Here is a 25,185-nt window from a genome sequence, read left to right as displayed (position 1 = left end):
TATGCGCACATTCGTATCCTTATTAAAACGAGAATTTAGGCTCTTTTTTCAAAATAAAGTGTTATTGATGCTTTTTGTGGGCGCACCTATTTTATATGGGGTGTTAATTGGGGCAGTTTATCAAAAGGGTAAAGTGACTCATCTACCTATTATCGTTGTAGATCAAGACAGAAGTCCGCTAAGCAAGCAACTGATCACTATGTTTAATGAGAGTGAGGTGATTTATGTTGCAGCAGTTTTGCCAGATGCTTTTAATGCAAAACAAGAGGCATTGAAACATGAAGCAACGGTTGTGGTACAGATTCCGAAGAATTTTGATTCGGATGTGAACTATAACCGTTCTACGGAGTTGACGCTCTTTGTCAATGCAGCCAATACATTAACTTCTAATTATGCGAGCATGGCGGCGAATGTCTGTGCAGCAACATTAAAAGCTGGTATTCAGATTAAAGCACAGCAGAAGAAAGGTGTCCCAGGGTACGTAGCCAATCAGCAATATGAACCTTTTAAAACTACAATCATTAAACAGCATATTAAAAGCGGAAACTATTTATATTTCATGCTTCCGGGCGTGCTATTAACTGTATTACAACAAGTGATGATGTTAGCTTTGGCATTAAGTTTTGCATCAGAGTTTGAAAAGGGAACATTTAAGGAGTTAGTATCTAAATCGTCTAATGTGCTGCTCCTGATTTTAGTGAAAATAGCGCCTTTTTTGATCATGTCCGTAGGTATTTATTTTCTTTATTATGGTTTTTCACTTTTTTATAGAATGCCTCTTGAAATACCAATTGGTCCGTTTTTATTAGGAACTGTATTCTTCTTACTCGCAGTTAGTTTTATCGGTATACTGGTGAGTATTATTATTCCGAGTCAACTTAAAGCAACCGAGATACTCATGGTTATCGCTACACCAAGCTTTATCTTGAGCGGCTTTACTTGGCCTTTGAGCCAGATGCCTGATTGGGTAGTCTATATATCTAAATTGATTCCGCTGACACATTATTTAGAGATCTTCCGGGTGTTAGTGATAGAACAGGGGGCAGTTGCAAATGTGAAGTCCTCGATCTTAGCGCTGGCTTTGACAACAGTTGTTTGTTTTATTCTTTCATTTATTCTATTGTATTTAAAAGTTCGAAAAATAAAGAAGGAGAATACACCAGTTGTTAAGGAGATTGAATGATGTGTATGAATATAAGGATATGTGCATGAAGGTTAAAACATACAGTTTTAATATTTTACAAATTTCAGTTTAAAAATAATTTCATTACCTGTAATCATAATTATTATAATACAATAATAAATGATTTTTGATTTTAATTTATTGTAAGTAAGTGTGTTAAATAATTTTGGGATTGTTTTGTGGCACTTGGTTTGAGCGATTCTTATCAAAATAAACTAACGCTATCTTCAATTATGAAAGCAATAAAATTTTCAGGAATAACTGCAGCTATCGTTGCCTCTTTATTGGTTTATGGAGCAGCCTCAGTATCTGCGCAACAGACGCATCCTGTGAAAAAATCGGAACCAAAGGTGAAGCCAGCAGCACCGGTTAAAGAAAATCCTGAGGCGGCAAAGGATTCAACTGCAGGAAAAAAGACTCCTGACAGAAAGGGTAATAAAATGATGCCTAAAGCTAAGCCACCAGGTAAATAAAGAACCAGATTAAAGGGTTTTATGACTGATCTCATAAAACCCTTTTTTTATTAACCATTAGTAACGTTAAATATCTGTTAACGTGCTTGTTGTTAAGGTGTTTTGGCATTTGTTTTGATTTTTAAAACTAGTTTTACACTTAAATATATTGGGTTATGAATACCTTAAATTATTTTAAAAAAATGGCAGCATTAGCTGCATTTGTTTCTGTGTTTGGTATTACCATGAGTACTGCACAAGAAACTACTCCAAACAAGGCTGTTAAAAAAACAGAGAAAGCGGTGAAGGATAATACCGTAAAAGCAAAAGAGACAGCTAAAAAGGAGAAGGTTTCCGCAAGTAAAACGGTAAAAGCTTCGGAAAAAGTAAAGGAGAATGCTGCAAGTACAAAACAGGTCGCTGAAAAAGAAAGTAAGGTCGCTAAATCAGATGCCGTTAAAGCTACTAAAGCTGCCGGAAAAGCGAAGGATGAAGCAATAAAAGCGAAGGAAGTAAATAAGCAATCAGTTAAGAACGAAAGCGCTTTATCAAAAGCGGAATCTGAAAAAGCGATTAAATCAACTGAGAAAGCTAAAAGTAATGTGACAGCTTCAACAAATAAGGTGAAAAAATCGACTGCAACTCCTACTAAAGCAACTGCAGGCAAGTTATCTTCAGAGAAGTATAATGGTCATGATGTATATATTGGCCCAGAAGGTGGCAAATATTATATCAATAGTAATGGTAATAAGACTTATATTCCAAGAAATTAATTTGAATCTGCAAGGCTCATTTGAGCAAAGCAAATGATTTGATAATATCAAAAAAGGCTATTCGAATAACTCGAACAGCCTTTTTCTTTTTCAAAAATCAAAATAAATGATTAACAGTACTCGTCAAATGCAGCTGCTAAATTATCAGCGATCATTTGGGCAGAGCGACCTTCAATCATATGTCTTTCTATCATGTGAACTAATTTGCCATCTTTGAATAATGCCATAGCAGGGGAAGATGGAGGATAAGGCAACATATAGTTTCTAGCTTTATCAACAGCTTCTTTTTCCATACCAGCAAAAACAGTAACAAATTTAGTTGGATGTTTTTCATTTTTTACTGCCGCTTTAGCAGCAGGACGAGCATTTGCTGCTGCACAACCACATACTGAGTTTACAACCACAAATACAGTTCCTTCTGTAGCAATAGCCGCATCAACTTGCTCAGCAGTTTTTAATTCTTCGAAACCTACATCTGTAAGCTCTTTACGCATTGGTTCTACTAAATATTCTGGATACATAATCTTCTTTTTTAAATTTAATCATACAAATATAAGTGTTGTTAGGAGCTAAGTCAAGACGTTAGTCTCAAAACAATGTCAGAATTTTACAGCTTTCAAATTCAACGTTTTGATTTAAAGGTATTGAATGGTATTTTTGCTAATAAATTTAAAACTTAAAAAGAATAATATATGTCATCAGTAGAAAGTACGTACGTACCATACAAAGTTAAGGACATCACCCTTGCTGAATGGGGCCGTAAAGAAATAGAATTAGCGGAAGCTGAAATGCCGGGTTTAATGAGCCTTCGTGCTGAGTTTGGTGCTGCAAAACCTTTAAAAGGTGCGCGTATTGCGGGTTGTCTTCACATGACTATTCAGACAGCTGTTTTAATTGAAACTTTGGTTGAACTGGGTGCTGATGTGACTTGGTCATCTTGTAATATCTTTTCTACACAAGACCACGCCGCTGCTGCCATTGCAGCTGCTGGGATTCCCGTATATGCTTGGAAAGGTATGAACGAAGAAGAATTCAATTGGTGTATTGAGCAAACATTATTCTTTGGTGAAGAGCGTCAACCGTTGAATATGATCTTAGACGATGGTGGTGATTTAACAAATATGGTGTTTGATAAATATCCAGAATTGATCGCTGAAATCAAAGGTTTGTCTGAAGAAACAACTACTGGTGTTCACCGTTTATACGAACGTATGAAGAACGGGACATTACATTTACCAGCTATCAATGTTAATGATTCTGTTACAAAATCTAAATTTGATAATAAATATGGTTGCCGCGAATCTTTAGTGGATGCTATCCGTCGTGCAACAGATTTGATGTTGGCAGGTAAAGTTGCTGTCGTAGCGGGTTACGGTGATGTAGGAAAAGGTTCTGCAGAGTCTTTACGTTCTGCTGGTGTTCGTGTTATCGTTACTGAAATCGATCCTATCTGTGCTTTACAGGCTGCTATGGAAGGATTTGAAGTGAAAAAATTTGCTGATGCTGTTAAAGAAGCTAATATCGTTGTTACGACTACAGGTAATAAAGATATTGTTCGTCCTGAGCATTTCAAATCAATGAAAGACAAAACGGTCGTTTGTAATATCGGTCACTTTGATAATGAAATTGATGTTGCCTGGTTAAATGAAAACTATGGTAATACAAAAATTGAAATTAAACCTCAGGTTGATAAATATACGATTGACGGTGTTGATATCATTTTATTAGCAGAAGGTAGATTAGTGAATTTAGGCTGTGCTACGGGACATCCTTCATTCGTAATGTCAAATTCATTCACAAACCAAACGTTAGCGCAATTGGAATTATGGACGAATACGGCTGCTTATGAGAATAAAGTGTACACACTTCCAAAATATTTGGATGAGAAAGTTGCTCGTTTACATTTAGCGCATATCGGTGTTGAACTGGATGTGTTGACTGAAGAGCAGGCTTCTTATATTGGTGTTACAGTTGACGGTCCGTTTAAAGCGGAAGCTTACCGTTACTAGTATTCACTTTGTTAAAAATAAGAAAGGCGATCTCTAATCAAGATCGCCTTTCTTATTTTTATCTCATTTCTTTTGCCATTCCAAAGCTTTTGTGACATTAGGATGGATAACTATTGATTTTTGTAGCTCTTCTCTAGCCTATTTTAGGTTAAAATACGATTTATTTTGCGGTGCTACCAAGATAAAATCTTTTTTATGATCAATATTACTTTTGACATTTCTATAATCGGAGTCTATGAATTATAAACGAGCTTAGATATCAGTTTAATACAAATGGCAAAAAAGCTATTTGCTTTTAATCGCCTTAAGTGCATTTTCAAAACGTTCAGCTCCTAATCCGGAAATAATGGCATATCGCGCATTGAGTTGATTTAATTCCTGTTTCCACACTTCCATAAAGTGTTCACGTTGCTCCGGAAAATCGCGTAATGGATCTTCCTCCCATGGTAGGTCGATATCCATGAGTAGGAAAAGGTCATATGGTCGTTGTTGTATTTCGTTTTTTACTTCCTGAGGTGTATCACCAAAGAGATGATCACACCAGATTTTGACAGTCAATATCGTTGTATCACATATCAACATATTATTATGAGCTAAAGGTATTAAAGTGTCTTCAAGCGCGATTTGTCCATAATACATATTAACTTCATCTTGCAGCGTGTATTCATTATGCAAGTTTTTACAATATTCACGTGCAAATTCAGGAACGCAAACCGTGTTGAAATGTCTTGCTATAGCCTGAGCAATCGTTGATTTACCTGTTGATTCAGGTCCAACGACAGCGATCTTCATTAATTCTGGATTTGATGTACTCATTTGTGCGCATAAAGTTAGGCATCTTGTTTGGACATTATTGCATAAAAGTACGATAAGTGGACTTCCAGTCTCTATAACCTCCCCAAGCAATCACGGCAAATACAAAATATAGAATCGCCGTTAGCAATAAACCTTTATGTAGGTAAAGTGGAATATAACAGATATCTACAAAAACCCACAGTAGCCAGTTCTGCAGTACTTTTCGTGTCATTAAAAATTGTGCAACAAAGCTTACGGCAGTGCAAAAACCATCTGCATATGGAACGTCTGAATCGGTCAGCTTTTGTAGAAAAGTGCCAAGCAAAGCAGTCAGGATTCCGATAGTAATTATCGTGAACAGCATTTCACGTTTTGTAAAGGAGACAATAGGCTTATCGTTTTCTCTGATTTTCTTTGACCAATAATACCAGCCATAAATGGCTGTACCTAAAAAATAGAGTTGTAATACAGCGTCCCCATATAATTTACTATGATAGAAAATATAGCCATAGGTCACCACACTGATTACGCTAATGGGCCAATTAAGGATATGTTGTTTAGTGGCGAGATAGACACATAAAAAACCGGTGATGGTACCGATCCATTCAAGCATGGTCGTCTGGGCAAATTGTTGTATAATCTGCTGTATAATTGCTGGCATAGCTCTCGTGTCTTTAGAAGTAAAGATACGAATTTAGCAAAACCGTTCATTTGTCCAAAAGTAATTTTAGGACATCAACACTTTAAGATGAATTGCGCACTATTAGAGCTATCGTATCGAACGATCTTTAAGGTGCTCAGTCACTATTTTCATTTATTGTACTTGCTTGTTTGCACAAGTCGTACTGGCAAATGATTCTGGTTTTGCCTTAAACACAAAACCCATTCCCATAATGTAACCCATGGCTTCTTTTAATGCGACATTAGATTGAAAATTAGGGTTGGTATTAATGTCTGCATGGACTTCCAAATCGACTTGGTATTGCTCTAGGAGTGGACAAAGTGCGTAAGCAACGTCGATGGATTTTTGAACTTCGAGGAGCATCCGTTCTTTAATGCCCATCAGGTGATTTCTTTTATCTTTATGTACGAACATAAATCCGCCTCGGTGTTCTCGGAGGAAAACAATAACGGTTGCAAAATCAATAGTTCCTCTTTTAATCTGTGAATCTGTCCCGATATAGACTTTGAGCTTATTGCCTAGATCTATTTCTTTTAAGATGTTGGTTTCAACAGCATCCCATATGGATGTCTTGATGCTTTCGCCATTGTATTTTTGCCAAGTCATATAAAGATAAGTTAGTTTGTGTATGTGCGTATTTCATTTTGTTGTTTAAATTTACTGATATATAATGTGTTAAGAGCGATGCTCTGTATTAAGTTTTTACTACTAAATTATTAAAAGACTAATGCTTATTTCCAAAAGCAAGGTCTCCCGCATCGCCTAAACCGGGTACAATGTACGCTTTGCTTGTCAGTTCATTATCTACTGCTCCGACCCATATTGTCGCTTTGGGTAAGAATGCCTGCACATGTCTAATACCTTCTTCGGAAGCGATGGCAATAACAATATGTAATTCTCTAATTGCATAATCATTTAAAAGATCCTTACAGCATAGTACGGCGCTTTTTCCGGTGGCGAGCATCGGATCGGCAACAATGACAATTTTGTTATCCAGATTTGGGGTGTTTACATATTCTTTATGGATTTCAAATTCACCACTTTTCTTGGTGTGACGATAGGCCGCAATAAATGCACTGTCCGAGTGATCGAAAACATTCAACAAACCTTGATGTAAGGGTAATCCTGCTCGCAGAATAGTTGCCAAAACGGGTTGATCAAGGAGCATCTGCGTATTTGCAACACCCAATGGAGTTTCTACATCTACAGGTGCATAAGTCAGTGTTTTACTGATTTCATAGGCAAATATTTCCCCAAGGCGTTCTAGATTGCGCCGGAAGCGCATGCGGTCTTTCTGAATGTTGACATCACGTAGTTCGGCAATGTATTGATTTGCGATGCTGTTCTGTGTGCTGAGGATATTGAGCATATCGTGTAGATTTTAGTGATTATACCAATTTACACAAATATTATTACTTATTGTTTGTTTAAACGGAAAAATAGTTGTGAATAGCAGACTCATTGAATAATATAAATGCCTCATTTATTTTGATTAAATTTGTATTACTTGAATAAGATTTTATGAAGTTCCAACTTACGTCTGAATATAAGCCTACTGGAGATCAACCTACTGCAATCAAAGAATTGGTGCAGGGTTTAAACGAAGGAGAACAATACCAAACACTCTTAGGGGTGACTGGATCTGGAAAAACGTTTACAGTGGCGAATGTGATTCAGCAAACACAGAAACCGACTTTAATACTCAGCCATAATAAAACATTAGCAGCTCAGCTTTACGGAGAGTTTAAGCAGTTTTTTCCTGACAATGCTGTCAATTATTTTGTCTCTTACTACGATTACTATCAGCCGGAAGCTTTTATCGCTTCATCGAATACGTATATTGAGAAAGATCTAGCGATCAATGAAGAGATTGAGAAATTACGTCTTGCTACTACAACGGCACTGATGTCGGGAAGGCGTGATGTTATTGTTGTATCTTCTGTTTCCTGTATTTATGGTATGGGTAATCCTGAAGATTTCTCCAAGTCGATTTTTCGATTTGCTGTTGGGACAGTGATTTCCCGTAACGCATTTTTGCATCGCTTGGTTGAGATCTTGTATGCGCGTACGACGACTGAATTTAAGAGAGGTACTTTTCGTGTGAAGGGAGATACAGTAGATATTTTCCCAGCCTATTTGGATTTTGCCATTCGCGTATCATTTTTTGGTGATGAGATTGATGAGTTGAGTGAAATCGATCCGGTAACAGGAAAGACCTTAAGTAGAATGGAAGATCTAGCTCTTTTTCCTGCAACACTCTTTGTAACACCAAAGGAAAAGTTTACTTCAACGATCTGGGCAATTCAAGAAGAGATGGTGCAACGTAGGACACAGTTGGAAGAGGAAGGAAAGATGTTGGAAGCGAAACGTCTGGAAGAACGTGTTAATTACGATCTGGAGATGATGCGAGAGCTTGGCTATTGTTCCGGAATTGAAAATTATTCGCGGTTTTTTGATGGTCGTGAGCCTGGGATGCGTCCTTTCTGTTTACTGGATTATTTTCCCGAAGATTATTTACTTGTTATAGACGAAAGTCATGTAACGATTCCGCAATTACGTGCCATGTATGGTGGAGACCGTTCCAGAAAAATTGCTTTGGTAGAACATGGTTTTAGGTTACCGGCAGCGCTTGACAATAGGCCTTTGAATTTCCCTGAATTTGAATCTTTGACGAATCAGACGATTTATGTTTCTGCAACACCGGGAGATTACGAGTTACAGCAGACGGAAGGTGTTTTTGTTGAGCAAGTTATACGGCCGACAGGGTTGTTAGATCCGATTATTGAAGTTCATCCTGCGATTAATCAGGTGGATGATTTCCTTGAGGAAGCAGATAAGGCCATTAAAGCCGGTGGACGTGTGTTAGCGACAACGTTGACGAAGCGTATGGCAGAAGAGTTAACCAAATATATGACTAAGCTGCATATAAAAGTTAGGTATATTCACTCTGAGGTAAAGACATTGGAACGGGTCGAAATTTTAAGAGGATTGCGTCTTGGTGAATTTGATGTTCTGGTAGGGGTCAACTTATTGAGGGAAGGTCTTGATTTACCTGAAGTAACATTAGTCGCGATATTGGATGCTGATAAGGAAGGTTTTTTGCGTTCTCAGAGATCATTGATTCAGACAATCGGTCGTGCTGCGCGTAATGACAAAGGGCGTGTGATCATGTATGCAGATCGGATGACAGATAGTATGGCTGCTACTATTGATGAGACTACCCGCCGTCGTGAGAAACAAATGAAATATAACGAAGAACATCATATTACGCCTCGAACTGTCGGAAAAACTAAAGAGGAGATTATGGAGCAAACCTCGGTCGCTGATTTCAATGGACTGGAGCCGAAGATATATGTTGAGCCAGATCCTTCGGTAGCCATTGCCGCAGATCCGGTGTTACAATACCTAGGTGAGAAAGAGCTTAAAAAAGCGATCGATACAGTTCGTAAGAAAATGGAAAAGGCAGCCAAAGAAATGGACTTCTTAGAGGCCGCTAAACTTAGAGATGAGATGTTCTCCCTAGAGAAAATATTTGATGAACGATTTAAATAAAAAAAGGGCTTAAGCCCTTTTTTTATTCTTTTTCTTTATATAAAGTTTTGTCGCCTTTAATTAATGTCCAGCAATGCTGATCCTGAATTAACTTGTAATCCTGATTTTCATATGCATATTCTTTGACGTGTTTCAAGACAATGCTTTCTGGGCTTTCTTTTAGAAAAACCTCTGCGGCATGTTTCTTATCATCAATAATCAGAAATGCCGCTGTTTCATAGCTATCTGAATTATTAACGATATCCAATTGTATCTGTTCAAAAGGCCTAACACAGCTATCTTTTAAAGTTGACCAAGTGTATCCTGCACTGGCGATACAGCCGTGCTTGTCTTTATCACCGCCCACTGTCGCTGTTTCTTTGGATTGGGCAGCCTCCTTGTTCTTTTGTTGGCATGAAACGAACAAAAGCGAAGCAACCATGATACTGTTAAGTAAACGATTCATATATGATGGTGTTTTGAATTGAGAGTATTCCTACACAAATTGTACCATATAAAATATACCTTTTTGGTAGATAATTTTTCATAAACCTTTCTTTTGTCAAAACGCTTCTTTATTTTTATAAGAATAAGTAATTACCTAAACAAAATAAACACAAAAAAATATATGAAAAAGCCAATTGTTGTTATCAAGTTTGGCTCAGCTTCTATTACGACAGCGGACGGGGAGGTAGATGAACGGATCGTATTGGAGATTGCAAGACAGGTTGCTCAAATACAACAAAAATATAACGTCGTTCTGGTTTCTTCAGGAGCAGTTGCGGCAGGGAAAAAGTTTTTGACACGGTATTCGGGGACTTTGTCAGAAAGAAAGGCTGCAGCAGCTATTGGTAATCCTTTGTTATTGCAAATTTATAGTACTTATTTTCGACCCTTTAAAATTGCTTTAGCTCAAAGTTTATGTGAGCGTCAGCATTTTGCAAATAGGAATCAATTTGTGCAATTGAAGAATACTTATGAAACTTTATGGAAAAATAACATTATTCCTATTGCCAATGAAAATGATGTAGTGAGTAATAAAGAATTGAAATTTTCTGATAATGATGAGTTGGCGACTTTGATTGCAGTTGGCTTTGGTGCTGAGCAAATTTTATTTACAACTTCGGTACCTGGAGTTATGGATTCGGAAGGAATAGTTATCCCCGAATTAAAAGTGATCGATAAGGCCGCACTTTCTTTAGCAAGAACAGATAAGTCTTCTGTCGGTCTTGGTGGTATGACGTCAAAATTAAATTTTGCACGGTTGGCTAATCAGATGGGGATACGGGCTGTTATTTTTAGCATGCAAACTGAAAATGCCTTGCTGAAAGCGATCGAAGGTCAAACGGGTACGATCTGCATGGCACAGCCTAAAAAGGTTTCTTCCCGCAATAAATGGTTAGCAAGTGGAAGTTTAATTAAGGGTAAAGTAATTATTGATAGAGGTGCTGTAGAGGCACTTTTGCAACGAAAAAGTCTCTTACTTGTTGGTGTTAAAACCTGTGTTGAACAGTTTGAGGAAGGTGAAGTGTTCCATATTTTTGACGAAGATGATCAAATCATTGCTGTTGCTAAATCTAAGTGGGATATGGGCGATTTAATGAAGAATGTAAAACGTAAAGATATCATTTTAGCACATGCTGATGATATCGTATTGTTATAATATGGAAAATATCACAGAGCAATTAGAGGCAGCATTGGCTGCAACAAGGGATATAAATCAATTGGATTCAGATACAAAAGCGCATATTTTAACTGATCTGGCAGAGGCATTGCGAGCACAGGTTACTGCTATTCTATTTGAAAATGAAAAAGATCTGAAATTATTAGATGCAGATGATCCGAAAAGGGATCGTTTGGTTTTGAATACCGAAAGGATGGAGGCTTTAGCAAAAAGTGTGTTGGATGTTGCTAAACTTCCTGATCCTTCCGGAAAGTTATTAAACCAGCAGGTTTTGGATAATGGTTTATTGTTGGAAAAGAAAGCAGTTCCTTTGGGGGTAGTCGCGGTTATATATGAGTCTAGACCGAATGTGACTATTGATGTGGCTGCATTATGTATTCGATCGGGCAATGTTTGTCTGTTGCGGGGTGGCACGGATGCTTTTCATACAAATCAGATATTGGTTGAGATCATTCAAAAAGTTTTGATTCAGAATCATTTAAATCCAAATATTGTTCAATTACTGCCAACAGACCGGAAATTTGTACAAGAATTACTTACGGCAACAAAATTTGTGGATATTATTATCCCCCGAGGTTCGCAATCATTGATTGATTTTGTTCGTGCGCATGCTAAAGTACCCGTTATTGAAACAGGTGCTGGGGTGTGTCATACCTATGTAGAGCAATCAGCAACAATCGATAAGGCAGTTGCTATTGTTGCTAACGCAAAAATATCCCGACCTTCTGTTTGCAATGCATTGGATACGATATTATTAGATGAAGAGATTGCTGATTCATTTTTAGATGGAATTATCGTTCCCTTTGAAAAGGAGCGGGTGGAAGTTTTTGCTGATGAACGGAGTTATGCTATTTTAGAGCGATTGGGATACCCTTATTTGCAACAAGCAAATGAAGTTGATTTTGGGCGTGAATTTTTAGATCTTAAATGTTCAATTAAAATATTAAACGGACTGGAACAGGCTTTGACGCACATTGCTACTTATTCCTCCCGTCATTCAGAATGTATTGTTTCCAATGATTCGGAAAAATTGGAACGATTTATGAATGCTGTGGATGCCGCTGCGGTGTATGCCAATGCCTCCACGCGATTTACAGATGGTGGAGAATTTGGTTTAGGAGCTGAGATCGGTATTTCTACACAAAAGCTTCACGCTAGAGGACCTTTTGCCTTAGAAAAATTAGTGACTGAAAAATGGTATGTAACGGGTAATGGACAAATAAGATAGTATTTAGTATGGGAATTAGATTTGAAAGTAATTCATTGTTGAATTGGACAAATGAAATGGGTAAGTTTTTGAGATTGCTTGTCGATGAACAGCATGTTTTTGATGAACCGTGTTCAGTTGTTTTTGATAGAGCTTATGTTGAATTTTTTAAGACTAATCGTGATAATTTCCTTAAAATAAGTGGGATAGAGTTATTGCAATATGCGAAAGAAGATTTGGAAGTGGAACAGATAAGGCCACTAGCCTTGGTACTGATGCACGATGGTTTGAAAAGTAAGGATCTTCAAGAACAGCAAACCTTACTTTTAAAATCTAAGTTATTATTAAATTATGTAATGAAAGAAACCTCTAGCTTTGCATTTGAAGATTATGGCTATTTAGCAACAATAGATGGTAAGCTTGTTTAATGGCAGATAAAATTTGATCACTTTTTAATCTGCTATCCTTAAAATAGAGGAAAATTTACAGATTCACAGGGCATGATCGGTTACCCTGTGAATCTTTTTATTTTAGTATCTCTCTAGCGATGACTAATCGCTGTATCTCAGAAGTTCCTTCATAAATCTGTGTGATCTTTGCGTCACGCATCAATCTTTCTACATGGTACTCTTTTACATAGCCATATCCACCATGGATCTGAACGGCTTCAATACTTGTTTTCATCGCAACTTCGGAAGCATGTAGTTTGGCCATTGCCGCTTCTTTGCTGTAGGGCAACCCCTGATCTTTTGTCCATGCTGCTTTATATGTCAATAGTCTTGCGGCTTCTATTTCAACTTCCATATCTGCGAGTTTAAATTGAATAGCCTGATGCTCTGCAATTGGTTTTCCAAAGGTTTTTCGCTCTTTTGCATAAGCAAGAGCAAATTCATAAGCACCTGCGGCGATACCTAATGCTTGGGCCGCAATACCAATTCTACCTCCATCTAATGTTTTCATGGCAAATTTGAATCCAAATCCATCTTCACCTATGCGGTTTTCTTTAGGGACTTTAACATCAGTAAATAAGAGTGAGTGGGTATCTGAGCTTCTGATGCCAAGTTTATTCTCTTTTGGTCCAATTGTAAAACCAGGCATCCCTTTTTCTACAATCAGTACATTTATGCCGCGATGTGCTTTTTCGGGATGCGTCTGTGCAATGATGAGGCAAATATCGGCATTACCGCCATTTGTGATCCAGTTTTTAGTGCCATTTAAAAGGTAATGATCTCCTTGATCTATTGCTGTTGTGTGCTGGGATGTTGCATCTGAACCCGCTTCAGGTTCGGATAGGGCAAAAGCGCCTAGCTTTTCTCCAGAAGCTAAAGGTCTTAAGTACTTTTCTTTTTGCTCTTCGGAGCCGAAAGCTTCTAAGCCGTAGCATACAAGAGAATTATTAACAGACATGATCACTGCAGCTGATGCGTCGATTTTAGCAATTTCTTCCAAGACCAAGGTATAAGCTAATGCATCAAGCCCTGCACCTCCATACTTACTGTCGACCATCATGCCCATAAATCCTAATTCACCCATTTTCTTCACCTGGTCGTAAGGGAATAGTGCTTTCTCATCCCGTTCTATGACACCCGGTTTTAAATCCTGCTGCGCGAAATCTCGGGCAGCTTCCTGAATCATGCTATATTCTTCGTTTAATTCAAAATTCATAATGTGTACATTGGTAATGGTTTGTAAGTAAATATACTTATTTTATTATTATGCTTGCATAATAAAGTTTAATAATTTTTAACAGGTTTTTGTAAAAAACAAAGCTTAGATTTTGTTATGAATAAAAATCTACTATATTTGTAGAGTATATAGTGTATTACGAATTTAAAAAAGAAAGATATGAGTTTAAGATTAGGAGATGAAGCGCCAAATTTTAAAGCGCAGACGACGATAGGAGATATTGATTTCCATGAGTTTATTAAAGATAGCTGGGTTGTGTTTTTTTCGCACCCTTCTGATTATACACCTGTTTGTACAACTGAACTTGGACGGACAGCGAAATTAAAATCGGAGTTTGATAAAAGGGGCGTGAAAGCAATCGCTCTAAGTGTTGATCCTGTTCAAGATCATTTGGATTGGATACAGGATATCAACGAAACCCAGAATACTACTGTTAATTTTCCGATTATTGCTGACGAAGATCGTCATGTATCCGAATTGTATGATATGATTCACCCCAATGCTTCTGCAACGGTAACAGTACGTTCAGTATTTATTATAGGGCCAGATAAAAAAATTAAATTAACACTAACGTACCCCGCATCTACCGGTCGTAATTTTGATGAAATATTACGTGTTATTGATTCTTTACAGTTGACTGCCGATTATTCTGTAGCTACACCTGCGGACTGGAAACATGGAGAGGATGTGATTGTGGTTCCTGCTATCAAAACAGAGGACATCCCTGCAAAGTTCCCGAAAGGCTTTAAAGAAATCAAACCTTACTTAAGAACAACTCCACAGCCTAATTTATAATTAGGAGTATATTATTCATAAAAAAAGGCATCAATTTGAATTGATGCCTTTTTTTATGGGTCTTAAATGTGATTAATATACTTTCACCATGTATATATAATCTTGCATTCTTTTTATTTGCTCTGTTCTTGAAAGACCAGAGAGCATATTTTTCTTATTTAATTTTACTTGCCCTTGCAATGAATCGGCAGGTATTTCATCTAATGCTTTCAATATCGATTTTGTTTTGATTGCAAAACCGGCACCATCAATCCCTCTTTGTTTACCGGAGATAATACCGATAACATTTCCTTTGGTGTCCATTACTGGACCACCGCTGTTACCCGGGTTAACAGGGATTGAAATTTGATAAGCGATTGTATCACCGGCATATCCTGTCGATGAACTCAAATATCCTTGCCCGTACACGGCCTCATCCCGTGGGAAACCTATCGTATAAATATCTTCCCCTAAATCTGATGCTGCGGTTTTAAAGGTGTATGGTAAAGTTTTGCCTCTTTTAAAGTTAGCATCTTCAATTAGTAGTATCGCTAAATCATTGCTGGCGTCCGAATGGATTACCTGTGCTTTGTATGATTCCCCTTTATTATTTTGCAGGTATATTGAATCTGCACCGCTTACAACATGGTAGTTGGTCACGACATAACCATTATTTGAAACCATAAACCCTGTAGCTCCATATTGACTGACAGAAGATTCACTTGCTTTGGTTGATTTATTATTAATACTTTTCAGCGCAGCATTATGTTCATTGACATCTTTCTTCACATTATTCATGTCACGCTTCAATGCACTGTAATCTGTATTAGCTTTATCAATATTCTTATAATATCCTGAAATCCATAATGTGGAAAATACGGCAACTACGGCTACCGAAGCAGCTACTAATGAACTTGCTTTCAATTTTTCCCATAAAGAGATTACTTTTGTTTGCTTCATCGGAATCACTTTCGCCTGCTGATGCGACTGGTGATAACTTTTAGCGGACTGTGCGAGTTGCTGTTTAAAATCAATACGTGACTGTGTATCTTTAAGATTGTCAAGAAATTGACGGTGTTGCGTTAGCTGTGCCGAGAAAGAAGGGTTTTCTGCACAGAAAGATTCGAAAGAAGCACGCTCTTCTTTTATCATTTCATCCCTGAGATAGCGATCTGCTAATTCAAAAAACTCTTGTTGACTCATCATACTCATTGTTTGTTATACTAATTTCTTTACTGCATGAAAAATAGTTTTTTCAATCTTTGCAGGCATTTGTATTTTTGAGTTTTGGCATTGTCAGTATTGGTATATCCAAACTTCTCGCAGATCTCCTGCATGGAATGGTTCTGGATATAGAAATCGTGGAGAATGGTTTTACAAGGTTCTCCTAAAAGAGACATTGCGTGTTCCATTTGGTCAAATTTTTTGTCAAGCTCCTGATGTCGCTCGATATCATCGTTATCCGGTAACGAATCTTCATAACCTCGGATATCTACTGATCCAAAACCTGCACGATTTAACTGCTTAAGCCAAAGTCTTCGGCAAATCGAATATAGATAGGTTTTAAGTTTACTGCTTAATTCAAAATTACCTTTAGAAACCTTGTCATAAAGAACAATCACGGCCTCTTGGAAGATATCTTTTGCCTCATCTTCGCTTCCGTTATTTTGAGAAATCATATGGGCAATAGATGGATAGTATAATTCATATATTGCATCCAATGCAATACTACTACCCGATTTAATACCGGCTATGATTTGCTCATCATTTTCGAGCTTATTTGATTTACTGATCTTACTCACCTATTAATACCTTAATATAACTAATAGTAACCCAACGAGTTTAATATTTGTGTTGTTTGGTAGAAAAACCCATTCTACGTAGGGCCAAACCTACTCTTTTTTTTTGATAAGCGTAAATTTTTTAAACGAAAAAAATAACGGTTTCGTGTGCATCAAGTTTATTTTTGATTTTGGCCACTTAGATCTTTCTGATGCTTTCCTGATTAACTTTTTGAATGGAATGGCACTAATTCATCTTTAGAGCCTATTTAAAAATCATATATGAGAGAAAGCAGTTTTACTATTAATGCGCTTTCTAAAAGAAATGCCCACCGATATTGCCTTCTAATTTGATGCTACCTTTTGAAATGCTAAAAACTAATTATGTGTTGGTTATTGTTAAAGGGAATTAACTTGGTGGATTAAAGATAATATGCTATTGTACCGTATCTGTAATGTAATGATAATATAGGTGTACTGTAACTTAATAAGATACACTAAACCTACATAATACCTACATAATACCTACATAATATCTATATAATCTATTCACGAACAGCATCTTTAATATTACTTAAGGATGAAGAGCAAAGGAGGATAATTGAAAAGCGTTTTCATGGTTTAACAAATAATCAAAGATTATGTCGAAATTAAGAACTGCTAATGGAAAATATTGAACGGTCCGCCATAAAACTTTATTGAACAAAATTTAAACAGGATCTTATATATAAATTTTACGCAATCGAATGATTAATTGTAGGTACTTGTATTTCATTATATTGCTTATATTTTTGTGGACAACCTCTATTTAATAAATGAATATGATCAAATCATTATCTATGCGAATAAGCTGTGTCATGGCAGTTTTATTAGCATCGGCCTTTCAGGCGAATGCACAAATCGGAGATCCGATTGCGGGCTTTCGTTATGGGGTCGAAACGATTCCAACAGGTAAAGAGTGGGAGTCTCCCCAAGACCTCGCGCTCAATAAGGAGCAACCCCATGCTTATTTTTTCTCTTTTAAAGATGCTGATAAGGCTCGTAAAGTATTACCGGAAAATAGTGAGTATTGGCAGTCTTTGAACGGTACCTGGAAATTTAATTGGGTAAAAACCCCTGATGAAAGACCGAAGAATTTTTTTGATCCTAAAGCAGATGTAACAGCTTGGGATAATGTTGGTGTTCCAATGAGCTGGAATATAGCGGGCATTCAAAAAGATGGTACGCTAAAATATGGTGTGCCTATTTATGTTAACCAACCGGTTATTTTTCAACATCAGGTAAAAGTGGATGATTGGCGCGGAGGTGTTATGCGTACTCCTCCGAAGCATTGGACAACGTATATCTATAGAAATGAAGTCGGATCTTATAGACGCTCATTCGAGGTACCAACCAATTGGGACGGCCGTGATATCTATATTAATTTTGATGGTGTAGATTCATTTTTTTATCTATGGATCAATGGGAAGTACGTCGGTTTTTCAAAAAACTCACGTAATGTAGCTTCTTTTAATATCACTGATTATTTGAATAAGAAAGGTGAGAATGTTGTCGCTGTAGAAGTGTACAGGAATTCAGATGCTTCTTTTATTGAGGCTCAGGATATGTTCCGTCTTCCGGGGATATTTAGAACTGTCGCTTTAACAGCAAAGCCGAAGGTTCAGATTCGTGATGTTGTCGCCATTCCAGATCTGGATGAAAAGTATCAAAATGGAACTTTAAGTATTAAAGCTGAAATCTTAAATAAAGATAAAAAAGTTGCTAAAGGTCATCAGATTAAATATTGTCTCTATGCGAATGAACTTTATAGCGATGTTAATACAGCTGTAAAATCTATTTTGGTATCTAGTGATGTGGTAGATATTAATCCGAATACCTCATCTATCGTTAAAGCTACTCTTCAAGTTGAAAACCCCAATAAATGGTCAGCAGAGCGTCCATACCGTTACACACTTGTTGCTGAATTAAAAGATAGTAAAAACCGTACAATAGAAACATCTTCTCTTTATGTTGGTTTCCGTAAAGTGGAAATTAAAGATACAAAGGCTTCTGATGATGAGTTTGGTTTGGCAGGACGTTATTTCTTTGTAAATGGTAAAACTGTAAAATTAAAAGGGGTAAATCGCCACGAATCAAATCCTGAGAAAGGAAAAGTGGTGACACATGAGCAGATGGAGCAAGAAATCATCTTGATGAAGAAAGCGAATATCAATCATGTTCGTAATTCACATTATCCAGATGATCCATATTGGTATTACTTATGTGATAAGTACGGAATCTATTTAGAAGATGAGGCTAATATTGAAAGTCATGAATATTACTATGGCGATGCTTCTCTTTCACACCCTCCGGAATGGAAGAATGCACACGTAGCACGTAACTTGGAGATGGTTCATGCAAATGTAAATCATCCTGCTATTGTTCTCTGGTCATTGGGTAATGAGGCCGGCCCAGGAAACAACTTTGTAGCGGCATATGATGCGATTAAAAAATTTGATACATCACGTCCTGTTCAGTACGAGCGTAATAATAATATCGTTGATATGGGATCAAACCAATATCCTTCAATCGAATGGGTTCGTCAAGCTGTAAAAGGGCAGTTTAAGATGAAATATCCTTTCCATATTTCCGAATATGCACACTCTATGGGGAATGCATCGGGTAACCTGATTGATTACTGGGAAGCGATTGAATCGACAAATTTCTTTATGGGCGGAGCTACTTGGGATTGGATCGATCAGGCCATGTATTTTTATGATAAGCAGTCTGGTGAAAAGTTCTTTGCTTATGGAGGTGATTTTGGTGATAAACCTAATGATGGAACATTTGTCAATAACGGATTGATTTTCGCAGATATGAAGCCAAAGCCACAATATTATGAGGTAAAGAAAGTTTACCAGAATGTGGGTGTTAAGGCTGTTGATATTGCACAGGGTAAAATAGAAATCTTTAATAAGAACTATTTTGTTTCTTTAGCGGATTACGATATCGTTTGGTCTTTATATGAAAATGGTGTGGAGATACAGAAGCCTGTCTCAGTAGTAAAGGGTGAAACAGTGGAAGCACGTGAGAAGAAAGTGGTTACATTACCTTTGGACTTTCAAAAATTAAATAAACAATCTGAATACTTTGTTAAAGTACAGTTCTTATTAGCTAAAGATCAATTATGGGCAGCTAAAGGATATTTACAGATGGAAGAACAGTTGTTTGTTAAAGCCGCAACAGAAAACCCTACTATAGCTGCTGTTCAGACAAACGCTAAACTAAGCATCGTTGATGAACAAAAGTTAAAAGTAATTAAAGGTTCAGATTTCATTATTAAGTTTGATACGGAAAATGGTAGTATTTATAGCCTAAGCTATGCTGGTAAACAGGTTATTCGTGATGGTGAGGGACCTAAATTAGATGCTTACCGTGCACCTGTAGATAATGATAACTGGGCTTATCAGCAGTGGTTTCAAAAGGGCTTACATAATCTGAAGCATAAAGCTTTATCCAGCTCGATCTATACCAGACAAGATGGGGCAATAGTTCTATCATTTATGGTCGAATCGCAAGCGCCTAATGCAGCGACTATTCATGGTGGTACTTCTGGAACATATACGATTGAAGAACATAAAGACAAACTTTTTGGCGCTAATGACTTCAAGTTTACAACAAATCAGGTCTGGACAGTGTACCAAGATGGTTCGCTCGAATTAGCCGCTAATGTAACATCCAATGATGAAACGTTAGCTTTAGCCCGACTAGGTTATGGTTTGCAATTACCAGAACAATATAGCAACTATACATATTATGGAAGAGGACCGATCAATAACTATGCAGACCGTAAAACTGCACAAAATATAGAGTTACATACGAGTACGGTTAAAGATCAGTTCGTTCCATGGCCAAATCCTCAAAGTATGAGTAATAATGAAGAGGTGCGTTGGACAGCTTTAACGGATGAGTCGGGGTCTGGTGTGGTCTTTATTGCCAAAGATCATATGTCGACATCTGCATTACCCTGGAGTGAGATGGAAGTTACCTTAGCAAGTCATCCCTATAAATTACCAAAAAGCTCAGGTACACATTTACATGTGGATGCGGCAGTTACCGGTTTGGGTGGCAATAGCTGTGGGCAAGGACCTCCATTGGAACAAGATCGTGTGAAAGCAAAATCAACTTCGTTTGGCTTTATTATCCGTCCTGTTGCTAATCAGGATTATCGTCAGAAGTCTCAAGTTTCTCTAGCGGGTGATGTGCCGATCTCGGTATCAAGAAGCCGTAACGGCGACTTGCATATCGCAAGTGAGCAGGTAGGTGCGGAACTATATTATACCATTGGTAAAGGAAAGCCACAAATATTCAAAGCTCCTGTTAACTTACGTGAAGGTGGTATTGTGACAGCATGGGCAAAGGGCAATGAGAAATTGAAAGCTTCTTTCCAATTTCCTAAAATAGAAAGTATCCCGATGCAAGTTATATTTGCTTCGAGTGAAGAAACAGGGGAAGGTGAAGCTTCTAATTTATTAGATGGTGATCCAAGTACAATTTGGCATTCGATGTATTCAGTTACTGTGGCACAATATCCGCATTGGGTAGATTTTGATGCGAATGCAATTAAAACCATTAAAGCCTTTACCTATACCCCACGTCAAGGTGGTGGTAATGGTACCATTAAAAGCTATAAATTGCAGGTGAGTATCGATGGCAAGAACTGGAGCGAGCCAGTTGCTGAAGGTAATTTCGAAAATAATGGAAAACCGAAGACCGTAACTTTGGCTAAGCCGGTAAAAGGTCGTTTTATTCGTTTTACAGCACTAAGTTCGCAAAATGGACAAGACTTTGCTGCAGCAGCGGAATTCTCTGTGAGCGCAGAATAATAGCTTTATAATAAAGCAGGAGAGAAGCCTTAGTATGCCTTGCATATTAAGGCTTCTTTTTTTGTCAGTATCTATATATTGATCGGAATTTTAGATTGTATGTTTAATTTAGACAGTTAGCCAATGATAATCTTGTCTTGCGCTATTGTGGGTCAAAAATGATGTTAGGGTAGAGACTTGCCACAATAATCTGCTAGATCTATCTCTGGGTTTGAAAAATAGATGAAAAGCGTTAAAATAATAAGGTATTTAGATGTTCATGAAGTTGAACATGTCTTGCGTTAAGCATATTTCGTATAGCTATACTAAAAGCTATCTATAGAAAATGTAATAAAAAAGAATAGGTGAATTAGGGAGAAGTTCTAATAAACAAAAAAAGCTTTCAATTTTCATTGAAAGCTTTTTTATTCCAGCGGTCCGGACGGGACTCGAACCCGCGACCCCATGCGTGACAGGCATGTATTCTAACCAGCTGAACTACCGGACCGTTTTTACTTTTTTTGGCGGTCTGGACGGGACTCGAACCCGCGACCCCATGCGTGACAGGCATGTATTCTAACCAGCTGAACTACCAGACCGAAAAATGTAAAATGTTATTTAAAATTGGCGGTCCGGACGGGACTCGAACCCGCGACCCCATGCGTGACAGGCATGTATTCTAACCAGCTGAACTACCGGACCAAATTTTAAATGTTGTTAAAGAACTATTCGAGATTACTCTCTTATTTCTGGCGGTCTGGACGGGACTCGAACCCGCGACCCCATGCGTGACAGGCATGTATTCTAACCAGCTGAACTACCAGACCGTTTACCTTCTCTCTTGAAGGTGTGCAAATATAGCGTTTATTTCTTTATTTGCTAATATTATTTTAAAAAAAACTAGTCTACGGCTCCGTCTTTCATCTTTTCTGCATTCTCAGCGAACTGTAATGCGTCGATAATCGGCTGAATATCACCGTCCAAAATAGCTGGTAAATTGTATGTTGTCATTCCAATACGGTGCTCTGTAAATCTTCCCTGAGGGTAGTTATAAGTACGAATTTTTGCAGAACGGTCACCGGTTGAGACTAAAGTTTTTCTTTTTGCTGCAATATCGCCGTTCTTTTTGTTCAATTCGATCTCGTAAAGTTTAGTACGAAGCATTTCCATTGCCAATTCACGGTTCGCTAATTGAGAACGTTCTACTTGACATACCACTACAATACCAGAAGGTTTGTGAGTCAACTGTACTTTTGTTTCTACCTTATTGACGTTCTGACCACCGGCACCACCTGAACGTGACGTATGCATCTCAACATCTCCTGGGTTGATGTCAACATCCACTTCTTCAGCTTCTGGAAGAACAGCAACAGATGCCGCAGAAGTATGGACACGACCTTGCGTTTCTGTATCAGGAACACGTTGTACACGGTGTACACCTGATTCATATTTCAATTGCCCGTAAGTATCTTCACCCATTACTTTCAAGATTACCTCTTTATAGCCACCAGAAGTTCCTTCCGTTACATCCATAACCTCAACTTTCCAGCCTTTGGTTTCAAAGAAACGGGTATACATACGGTATAAATCTCCGGCAAATAATGCCGCTTCATCACCACCAGTACCACCACGAATCTCTAAAATTGCATTTTTGTCATCTTCCGGATCTTTCGGAATCAGCATCATGCGGATTTCATCTTCCTTCTCTTCTTTTGCAACTAATAATTCATCAAGTTCTTCTTTCGCCATATCGCGAAGTTCTTGATCTTTCTCATTGCTGATAATATCTTTATTGGTATCGATATTGCTTACCATATTTCTGTAAATATGGTACTGATCTACGATTTTGCCTAAATCTTTGTATTCTTTATTTAATTTGGCAAAACGCTTCATATCTTTGATGGTCTCTGGATTGCTTAATTCAGCCTCCACTTCTTCCCATCTTTCTTTTATCGCCTGTAATTTTTCTAACATAATTCACATTATTCAAACCCTGCGACATGCGCAAGAGCTTTTAAGCTTACAAAAGTAAAGAAATTTTGTCGATTTAATAATAGTTCTATTGCTTAATGTGAAGAAACTGCCTTCAAGCCTACAATAGATGCGATAAGAGTGAAAATGAAGAATATGCGCCAAAAATCTGCAGGTTCTTTAAAGAAGAAGATTCCGATTAAAACTGTTCCTACGGCACCAATTCCTGTCCAAACTGCATAAGCAGTACCGAGCGGTAATGTTTGCGTTGCTTTGATTAGTAAACCCATGCTTAAAAACAGGGAAAGGACAAATCCGAAATACCAAAGATACATGGCAGAACCTTCGCTTTGTTTTGCCTTTCCTAAGCAGGTGGTAAACCCAATTTCAAATAACCCACCTAAAATTAATAATATCCAATTCATAGCCTTTTTTTTTGCAAAGATGGATACAATTAGCGTAATTATTTTTTACTAATGTTAAAAAATTACCGAATGTTGGCGCGGATACGGCTTAGGGTGACTTGGGAAATTCCTAAATAGGAGGCAATGTAACCTAATTTGATACGGTTGATATAAGTGGGGTATTTGTCTAGCAGATCCATATATCTACTTTGTGCAGTATTGAAAAGTTTGGACATCGCTCTCTGTTCAATTTTAATAAACTCGTACTCTGCAATTTTTCTCCCTAAGTTAGCAATGCGAATATTTTCTTCATACAACCTAAAAAGGGCGGGAGAGTTTATTTTAAATAAAGTAGCATCTTCTACAATAGCAATGTTTTCATATCCAGGCTCATTTCGGGCGTAGGTATTGATCGACATCAGCATACAGCCTGCATCATTAAAATCAAGTGTGATTTCTCTATTAGGAACTTCATAATAGACGCGTGCTAATCCTGATGATAGTATGTAGATATCATGTTGCAGTTTGTCCTGTTGTATAATGATGGTATTCCGAGGGATATGGACTTCGGTCGTAATAGCTTCTATAGCCTCAATGTCATCTGCTTCTAAGGGGTAGTAACTCAAAAGGCAATCGCGTAAACTTTTTTTTATTTCGACCATTTTTCAAGTTTTAGTTTATGACCATCCCAGACTGCATAGGTCTGGTAATTCATCCATTCACCTAAGTTTATCACTCGGCTCTGATCCGAAAGTTTGATGTCATAAGGTAAATGACGATGTCCGAAAATGTAGAAATCATGGTGCTGCTTGGCTTCCATTTCTTTTGCATAACCAATGAGCCATTCCTGATCTTCACCTAAAAAATGCTCATCTTCATTATTAGCAAGTCGACTGTGTTTTGACCAGCGTGTGGCAATGCCGATTCCTAAATTTGGGTGCAATCTTGCAAATAGCCATTGACAGGTCTTACTTCGGAAGAATTTTTTTAAGATTTTATATTTACGATCTCCCGCACCTAAGCCATCACCATGATGGAGATAAAAAGATTTTTGATCTCGGTTTATGAGTAGTTCGTCATCGACAATAGTTGCTTGCAGTTCGTTTTTAAAATAATCGAACATCCACATGTCATGATTTCCTTTAAAGATGGTTAATTTGACTCCCTTATCCACCAATTCTGCCAGTTTTCCTAGAAAACGAATATATCCTTTTGGTACAACGGTACTGTATTCAAACCAAAAGTCAAAAATATCACCGACTAAATATAATTCAGCAACATCATCTTTAATATGATCAAGCCAAGATATAATTAGACGTTCCCTTTCTTTGGATTTACTTTGTGGATAAGATCCCAAATGAAAATCCGAAGCGAAATAGATATTTTTTCCTGTTGACATGTGGTCAAAA

23 protein-coding genes and 4 tRNA genes are annotated in these 25,185 nt (G+C 37.5%); 10 read left to right on the top strand and 17 right to left on the bottom strand.

Annotation, left to right across the window (positions count from 1 at the left end):
* Position 1: 1 nt before the first annotated feature.
* The 3 genes from M2265_RS13870 to M2265_RS13860 all read left to right on the top strand — a co-directional run bounded on the left by M2265_RS13870 (position 2) and on the right by M2265_RS13860 (position 2,408).
* Complete coding sequence (locus M2265_RS13870) at positions 2-1,183, top strand: ABC transporter permease (RefSeq protein WP_132772538.1); 1,182 nt, start codon at positions 2-4, stop codon at positions 1,181-1,183.
* A 233-nt stretch (positions 1,184-1,416) separates the two neighbouring features.
* Positions 1,417-1,656, top strand: a complete 240-nt coding sequence (locus tag M2265_RS13865) for a hypothetical protein (RefSeq protein ID WP_132772536.1) — start codon at positions 1,417-1,419, stop codon at positions 1,654-1,656.
* A gap of 182 nt (positions 1,657-1,838) precedes the next feature.
* Entirely contained in the window at positions 1,839-2,408 is a 570-nt protein-coding gene (locus M2265_RS13860) for a hypothetical protein (protein ID WP_231577323.1), read from the top strand.
* 110 nt (positions 2,409-2,518) lie between these two features.
* On the opposite strand, the gene M2265_RS13855 is transcribed toward M2265_RS13860, so the two are convergent.
* Positions 2,519-2,929, bottom strand: coding sequence for a BrxA/BrxB family bacilliredoxin (locus M2265_RS13855; protein ID WP_021190642.1), 411 nt, complete (start codon positions 2,927-2,929; stop codon positions 2,519-2,521).
* Between the two features lie 171 nt (positions 2,930-3,100).
* Here M2265_RS13855 and ahcY point away from each other — a divergent pair, with 171 nt between their 5' ends.
* Positions 3,101-4,417, top strand: coding sequence for an adenosylhomocysteinase (gene ahcY / locus M2265_RS13850; RefSeq protein ID WP_021190641.1), 1,317 nt, complete (start codon positions 3,101-3,103; stop codon positions 4,415-4,417).
* A gap of 285 nt (positions 4,418-4,702) precedes the next feature.
* Here ahcY and M2265_RS13845 read toward each other — a convergent pair whose 3' ends face one another.
* The 4 genes from M2265_RS13845 to upp all read right to left on the bottom strand — a co-directional run bounded on the left by M2265_RS13845 (position 4,703) and on the right by upp (position 7,263).
* Positions 4,703-5,233 (bottom strand): AAA family ATPase, encoded by a 531-nt coding sequence (locus M2265_RS13845; RefSeq protein ID WP_132772535.1) that lies wholly within the window; start codon positions 5,231-5,233, stop codon positions 4,703-4,705.
* A 34-nt stretch (positions 5,234-5,267) separates the two neighbouring features.
* Entirely contained in the window at positions 5,268-5,873 is a 606-nt protein-coding gene (gene pnuC / locus M2265_RS13840) for a nicotinamide riboside transporter PnuC (RefSeq protein ID WP_132772533.1), read from the bottom strand.
* A gap of 153 nt (positions 5,874-6,026) precedes the next feature.
* Positions 6,027-6,500, bottom strand: a complete 474-nt coding sequence (locus M2265_RS13835) for a ribonuclease H-like YkuK family protein (RefSeq protein WP_021190635.1) — start codon at positions 6,498-6,500, stop codon at positions 6,027-6,029.
* A 118-nt stretch (positions 6,501-6,618) separates the two neighbouring features.
* On the bottom strand, positions 6,619-7,263 hold the full coding sequence (gene upp, locus M2265_RS13830; RefSeq protein WP_021190634.1) for a uracil phosphoribosyltransferase: 645 nt from the start codon (positions 7,261-7,263) through the stop codon (positions 6,619-6,621).
* Between the two features lie 152 nt (positions 7,264-7,415).
* Between upp and uvrB the strand changes: the two genes are divergently transcribed.
* Positions 7,416-9,446 carry an excinuclease ABC subunit UvrB gene (uvrB, locus tag M2265_RS13825; protein WP_132772531.1) on the top strand — a complete coding sequence of 677 codons (2,031 nt, stop codon included), beginning with the start codon at positions 7,416-7,418 and terminating at the stop codon, positions 9,444-9,446.
* A 22-nt stretch (positions 9,447-9,468) separates the two neighbouring features.
* Here uvrB and M2265_RS13820 read toward each other — a convergent pair whose 3' ends face one another.
* Complete coding sequence (locus tag M2265_RS13820; RefSeq protein ID WP_132772529.1) at positions 9,469-9,891, bottom strand: hypothetical protein; 423 nt, start codon at positions 9,889-9,891, stop codon at positions 9,469-9,471.
* A gap of 162 nt (positions 9,892-10,053) precedes the next feature.
* Between M2265_RS13820 and proB the strand changes: the two genes are divergently transcribed.
* The 3 genes from proB to M2265_RS13805 are packed head-to-tail and all read left to right on the top strand — an operon-like array spanning position 10,054 to position 12,744.
* Positions 10,054-11,088 carry a glutamate 5-kinase gene (gene proB, locus M2265_RS13815; RefSeq protein WP_021192437.1) on the top strand — a complete coding sequence of 345 codons (1,035 nt, stop codon included), beginning with the start codon at positions 10,054-10,056 and terminating at the stop codon, positions 11,086-11,088.
* 1 nt (position 11,089) lies between these two features.
* The gene (locus M2265_RS13810) at positions 11,090-12,337 is read left to right on the top strand and encodes a glutamate-5-semialdehyde dehydrogenase (protein WP_165905969.1); all 1,248 of its coding nucleotides are present in this window, start codon (positions 11,090-11,092) and stop codon (positions 12,335-12,337) included.
* A gap of 8 nt (positions 12,338-12,345) precedes the next feature.
* Positions 12,346-12,744, top strand: coding sequence for a hypothetical protein (locus M2265_RS13805; protein ID WP_132772525.1), 399 nt, complete (start codon positions 12,346-12,348; stop codon positions 12,742-12,744).
* Positions 12,745-12,841: 97 nt separating this feature from the next.
* Here M2265_RS13805 and M2265_RS13800 read toward each other — a convergent pair whose 3' ends face one another.
* A complete protein-coding gene (locus tag M2265_RS13800) occupies positions 12,842-13,981 on the bottom strand; it encodes an acyl-CoA dehydrogenase (RefSeq protein ID WP_132772523.1) in 1,140 nt (379 codons plus the stop codon).
* A 180-nt stretch (positions 13,982-14,161) separates the two neighbouring features.
* Here M2265_RS13800 and M2265_RS13795 point away from each other — a divergent pair, with 180 nt between their 5' ends.
* The gene (locus M2265_RS13795) at positions 14,162-14,797 is read left to right on the top strand and encodes a peroxiredoxin (protein WP_132772521.1); all 636 of its coding nucleotides are present in this window, start codon (positions 14,162-14,164) and stop codon (positions 14,795-14,797) included.
* 72 nt (positions 14,798-14,869) lie between these two features.
* Here M2265_RS13795 and M2265_RS13790 read toward each other — a convergent pair whose 3' ends face one another.
* Positions 14,870-15,982 carry a trypsin-like peptidase domain-containing protein gene (locus tag M2265_RS13790; RefSeq protein WP_243655489.1) on the bottom strand — a complete coding sequence of 371 codons (1,113 nt, stop codon included), beginning with the start codon at positions 15,980-15,982 and terminating at the stop codon, positions 14,870-14,872.
* Positions 15,983-16,008: 26 nt separating this feature from the next.
* A complete protein-coding gene (locus M2265_RS13785) occupies positions 16,009-16,578 on the bottom strand; it encodes an RNA polymerase sigma factor (protein ID WP_132772517.1) in 570 nt (189 codons plus the stop codon).
* 800 nt (positions 16,579-17,378) lie between these two features.
* Here M2265_RS13785 and M2265_RS13780 point away from each other — a divergent pair.
* Positions 17,379-21,422, top strand: a complete 4,044-nt coding sequence (locus M2265_RS13780) for a glycoside hydrolase family 2 TIM barrel-domain containing protein (RefSeq protein ID WP_207902492.1) — start codon at positions 17,379-17,381, stop codon at positions 21,420-21,422.
* 413 nt (positions 21,423-21,835) lie between these two features.
* On the opposite strand, the gene M2265_RS13775 is transcribed toward M2265_RS13780, so the two are convergent.
* The 8 genes from M2265_RS13775 to M2265_RS13740 all read right to left on the bottom strand — a co-directional run bounded on the left by M2265_RS13775 (position 21,836) and on the right by M2265_RS13740 (position 25,175).
* A tRNA-Asp gene (locus tag M2265_RS13775) sits at positions 21,836-21,909 on the bottom strand.
* A 14-nt stretch (positions 21,910-21,923) separates the two neighbouring features.
* Positions 21,924-22,000: transfer RNA gene (locus M2265_RS13770), tRNA-Asp, on the bottom strand.
* A 26-nt stretch (positions 22,001-22,026) separates the two neighbouring features.
* A tRNA-Asp gene (locus M2265_RS13765) sits at positions 22,027-22,103 on the bottom strand.
* Between the two features lie 48 nt (positions 22,104-22,151).
* Positions 22,152-22,228: transfer RNA gene (locus M2265_RS13760), tRNA-Asp, on the bottom strand.
* A 73-nt stretch (positions 22,229-22,301) separates the two neighbouring features.
* Complete coding sequence (gene prfA / locus M2265_RS13755) at positions 22,302-23,375, bottom strand: peptide chain release factor 1 (RefSeq protein ID WP_132772513.1); 1,074 nt, start codon at positions 23,373-23,375, stop codon at positions 22,302-22,304.
* Positions 23,376-23,467: 92 nt separating this feature from the next.
* Entirely contained in the window at positions 23,468-23,797 is a 330-nt protein-coding gene (locus M2265_RS13750) for a DMT family transporter (protein WP_021189301.1), read from the bottom strand.
* 62 nt (positions 23,798-23,859) lie between these two features.
* Positions 23,860-24,438 (bottom strand): Crp/Fnr family transcriptional regulator, encoded by a 579-nt coding sequence (locus tag M2265_RS13745; RefSeq protein ID WP_132772511.1) that lies wholly within the window; start codon positions 24,436-24,438, stop codon positions 23,860-23,862.
* Positions 24,426-25,175, bottom strand: coding sequence for a UDP-2,3-diacylglucosamine diphosphatase (locus M2265_RS13740; protein ID WP_132772509.1), 750 nt, complete (start codon positions 25,173-25,175; stop codon positions 24,426-24,428). The genes M2265_RS13745 and M2265_RS13740 overlap by 13 nt, the downstream gene beginning before the upstream one ends.
* Positions 25,176-25,185 lie beyond the last annotated feature (10 nt).

The organism is Sphingobacterium kitahiroshimense, from assembly GCF_025961315.1.
GTDB lineage: Bacteria > Bacteroidota > Bacteroidia > Sphingobacteriales > Sphingobacteriaceae > Sphingobacterium > Sphingobacterium anhuiense.
This window is presented reverse-complemented; position numbering and strand designations above follow the sequence as displayed.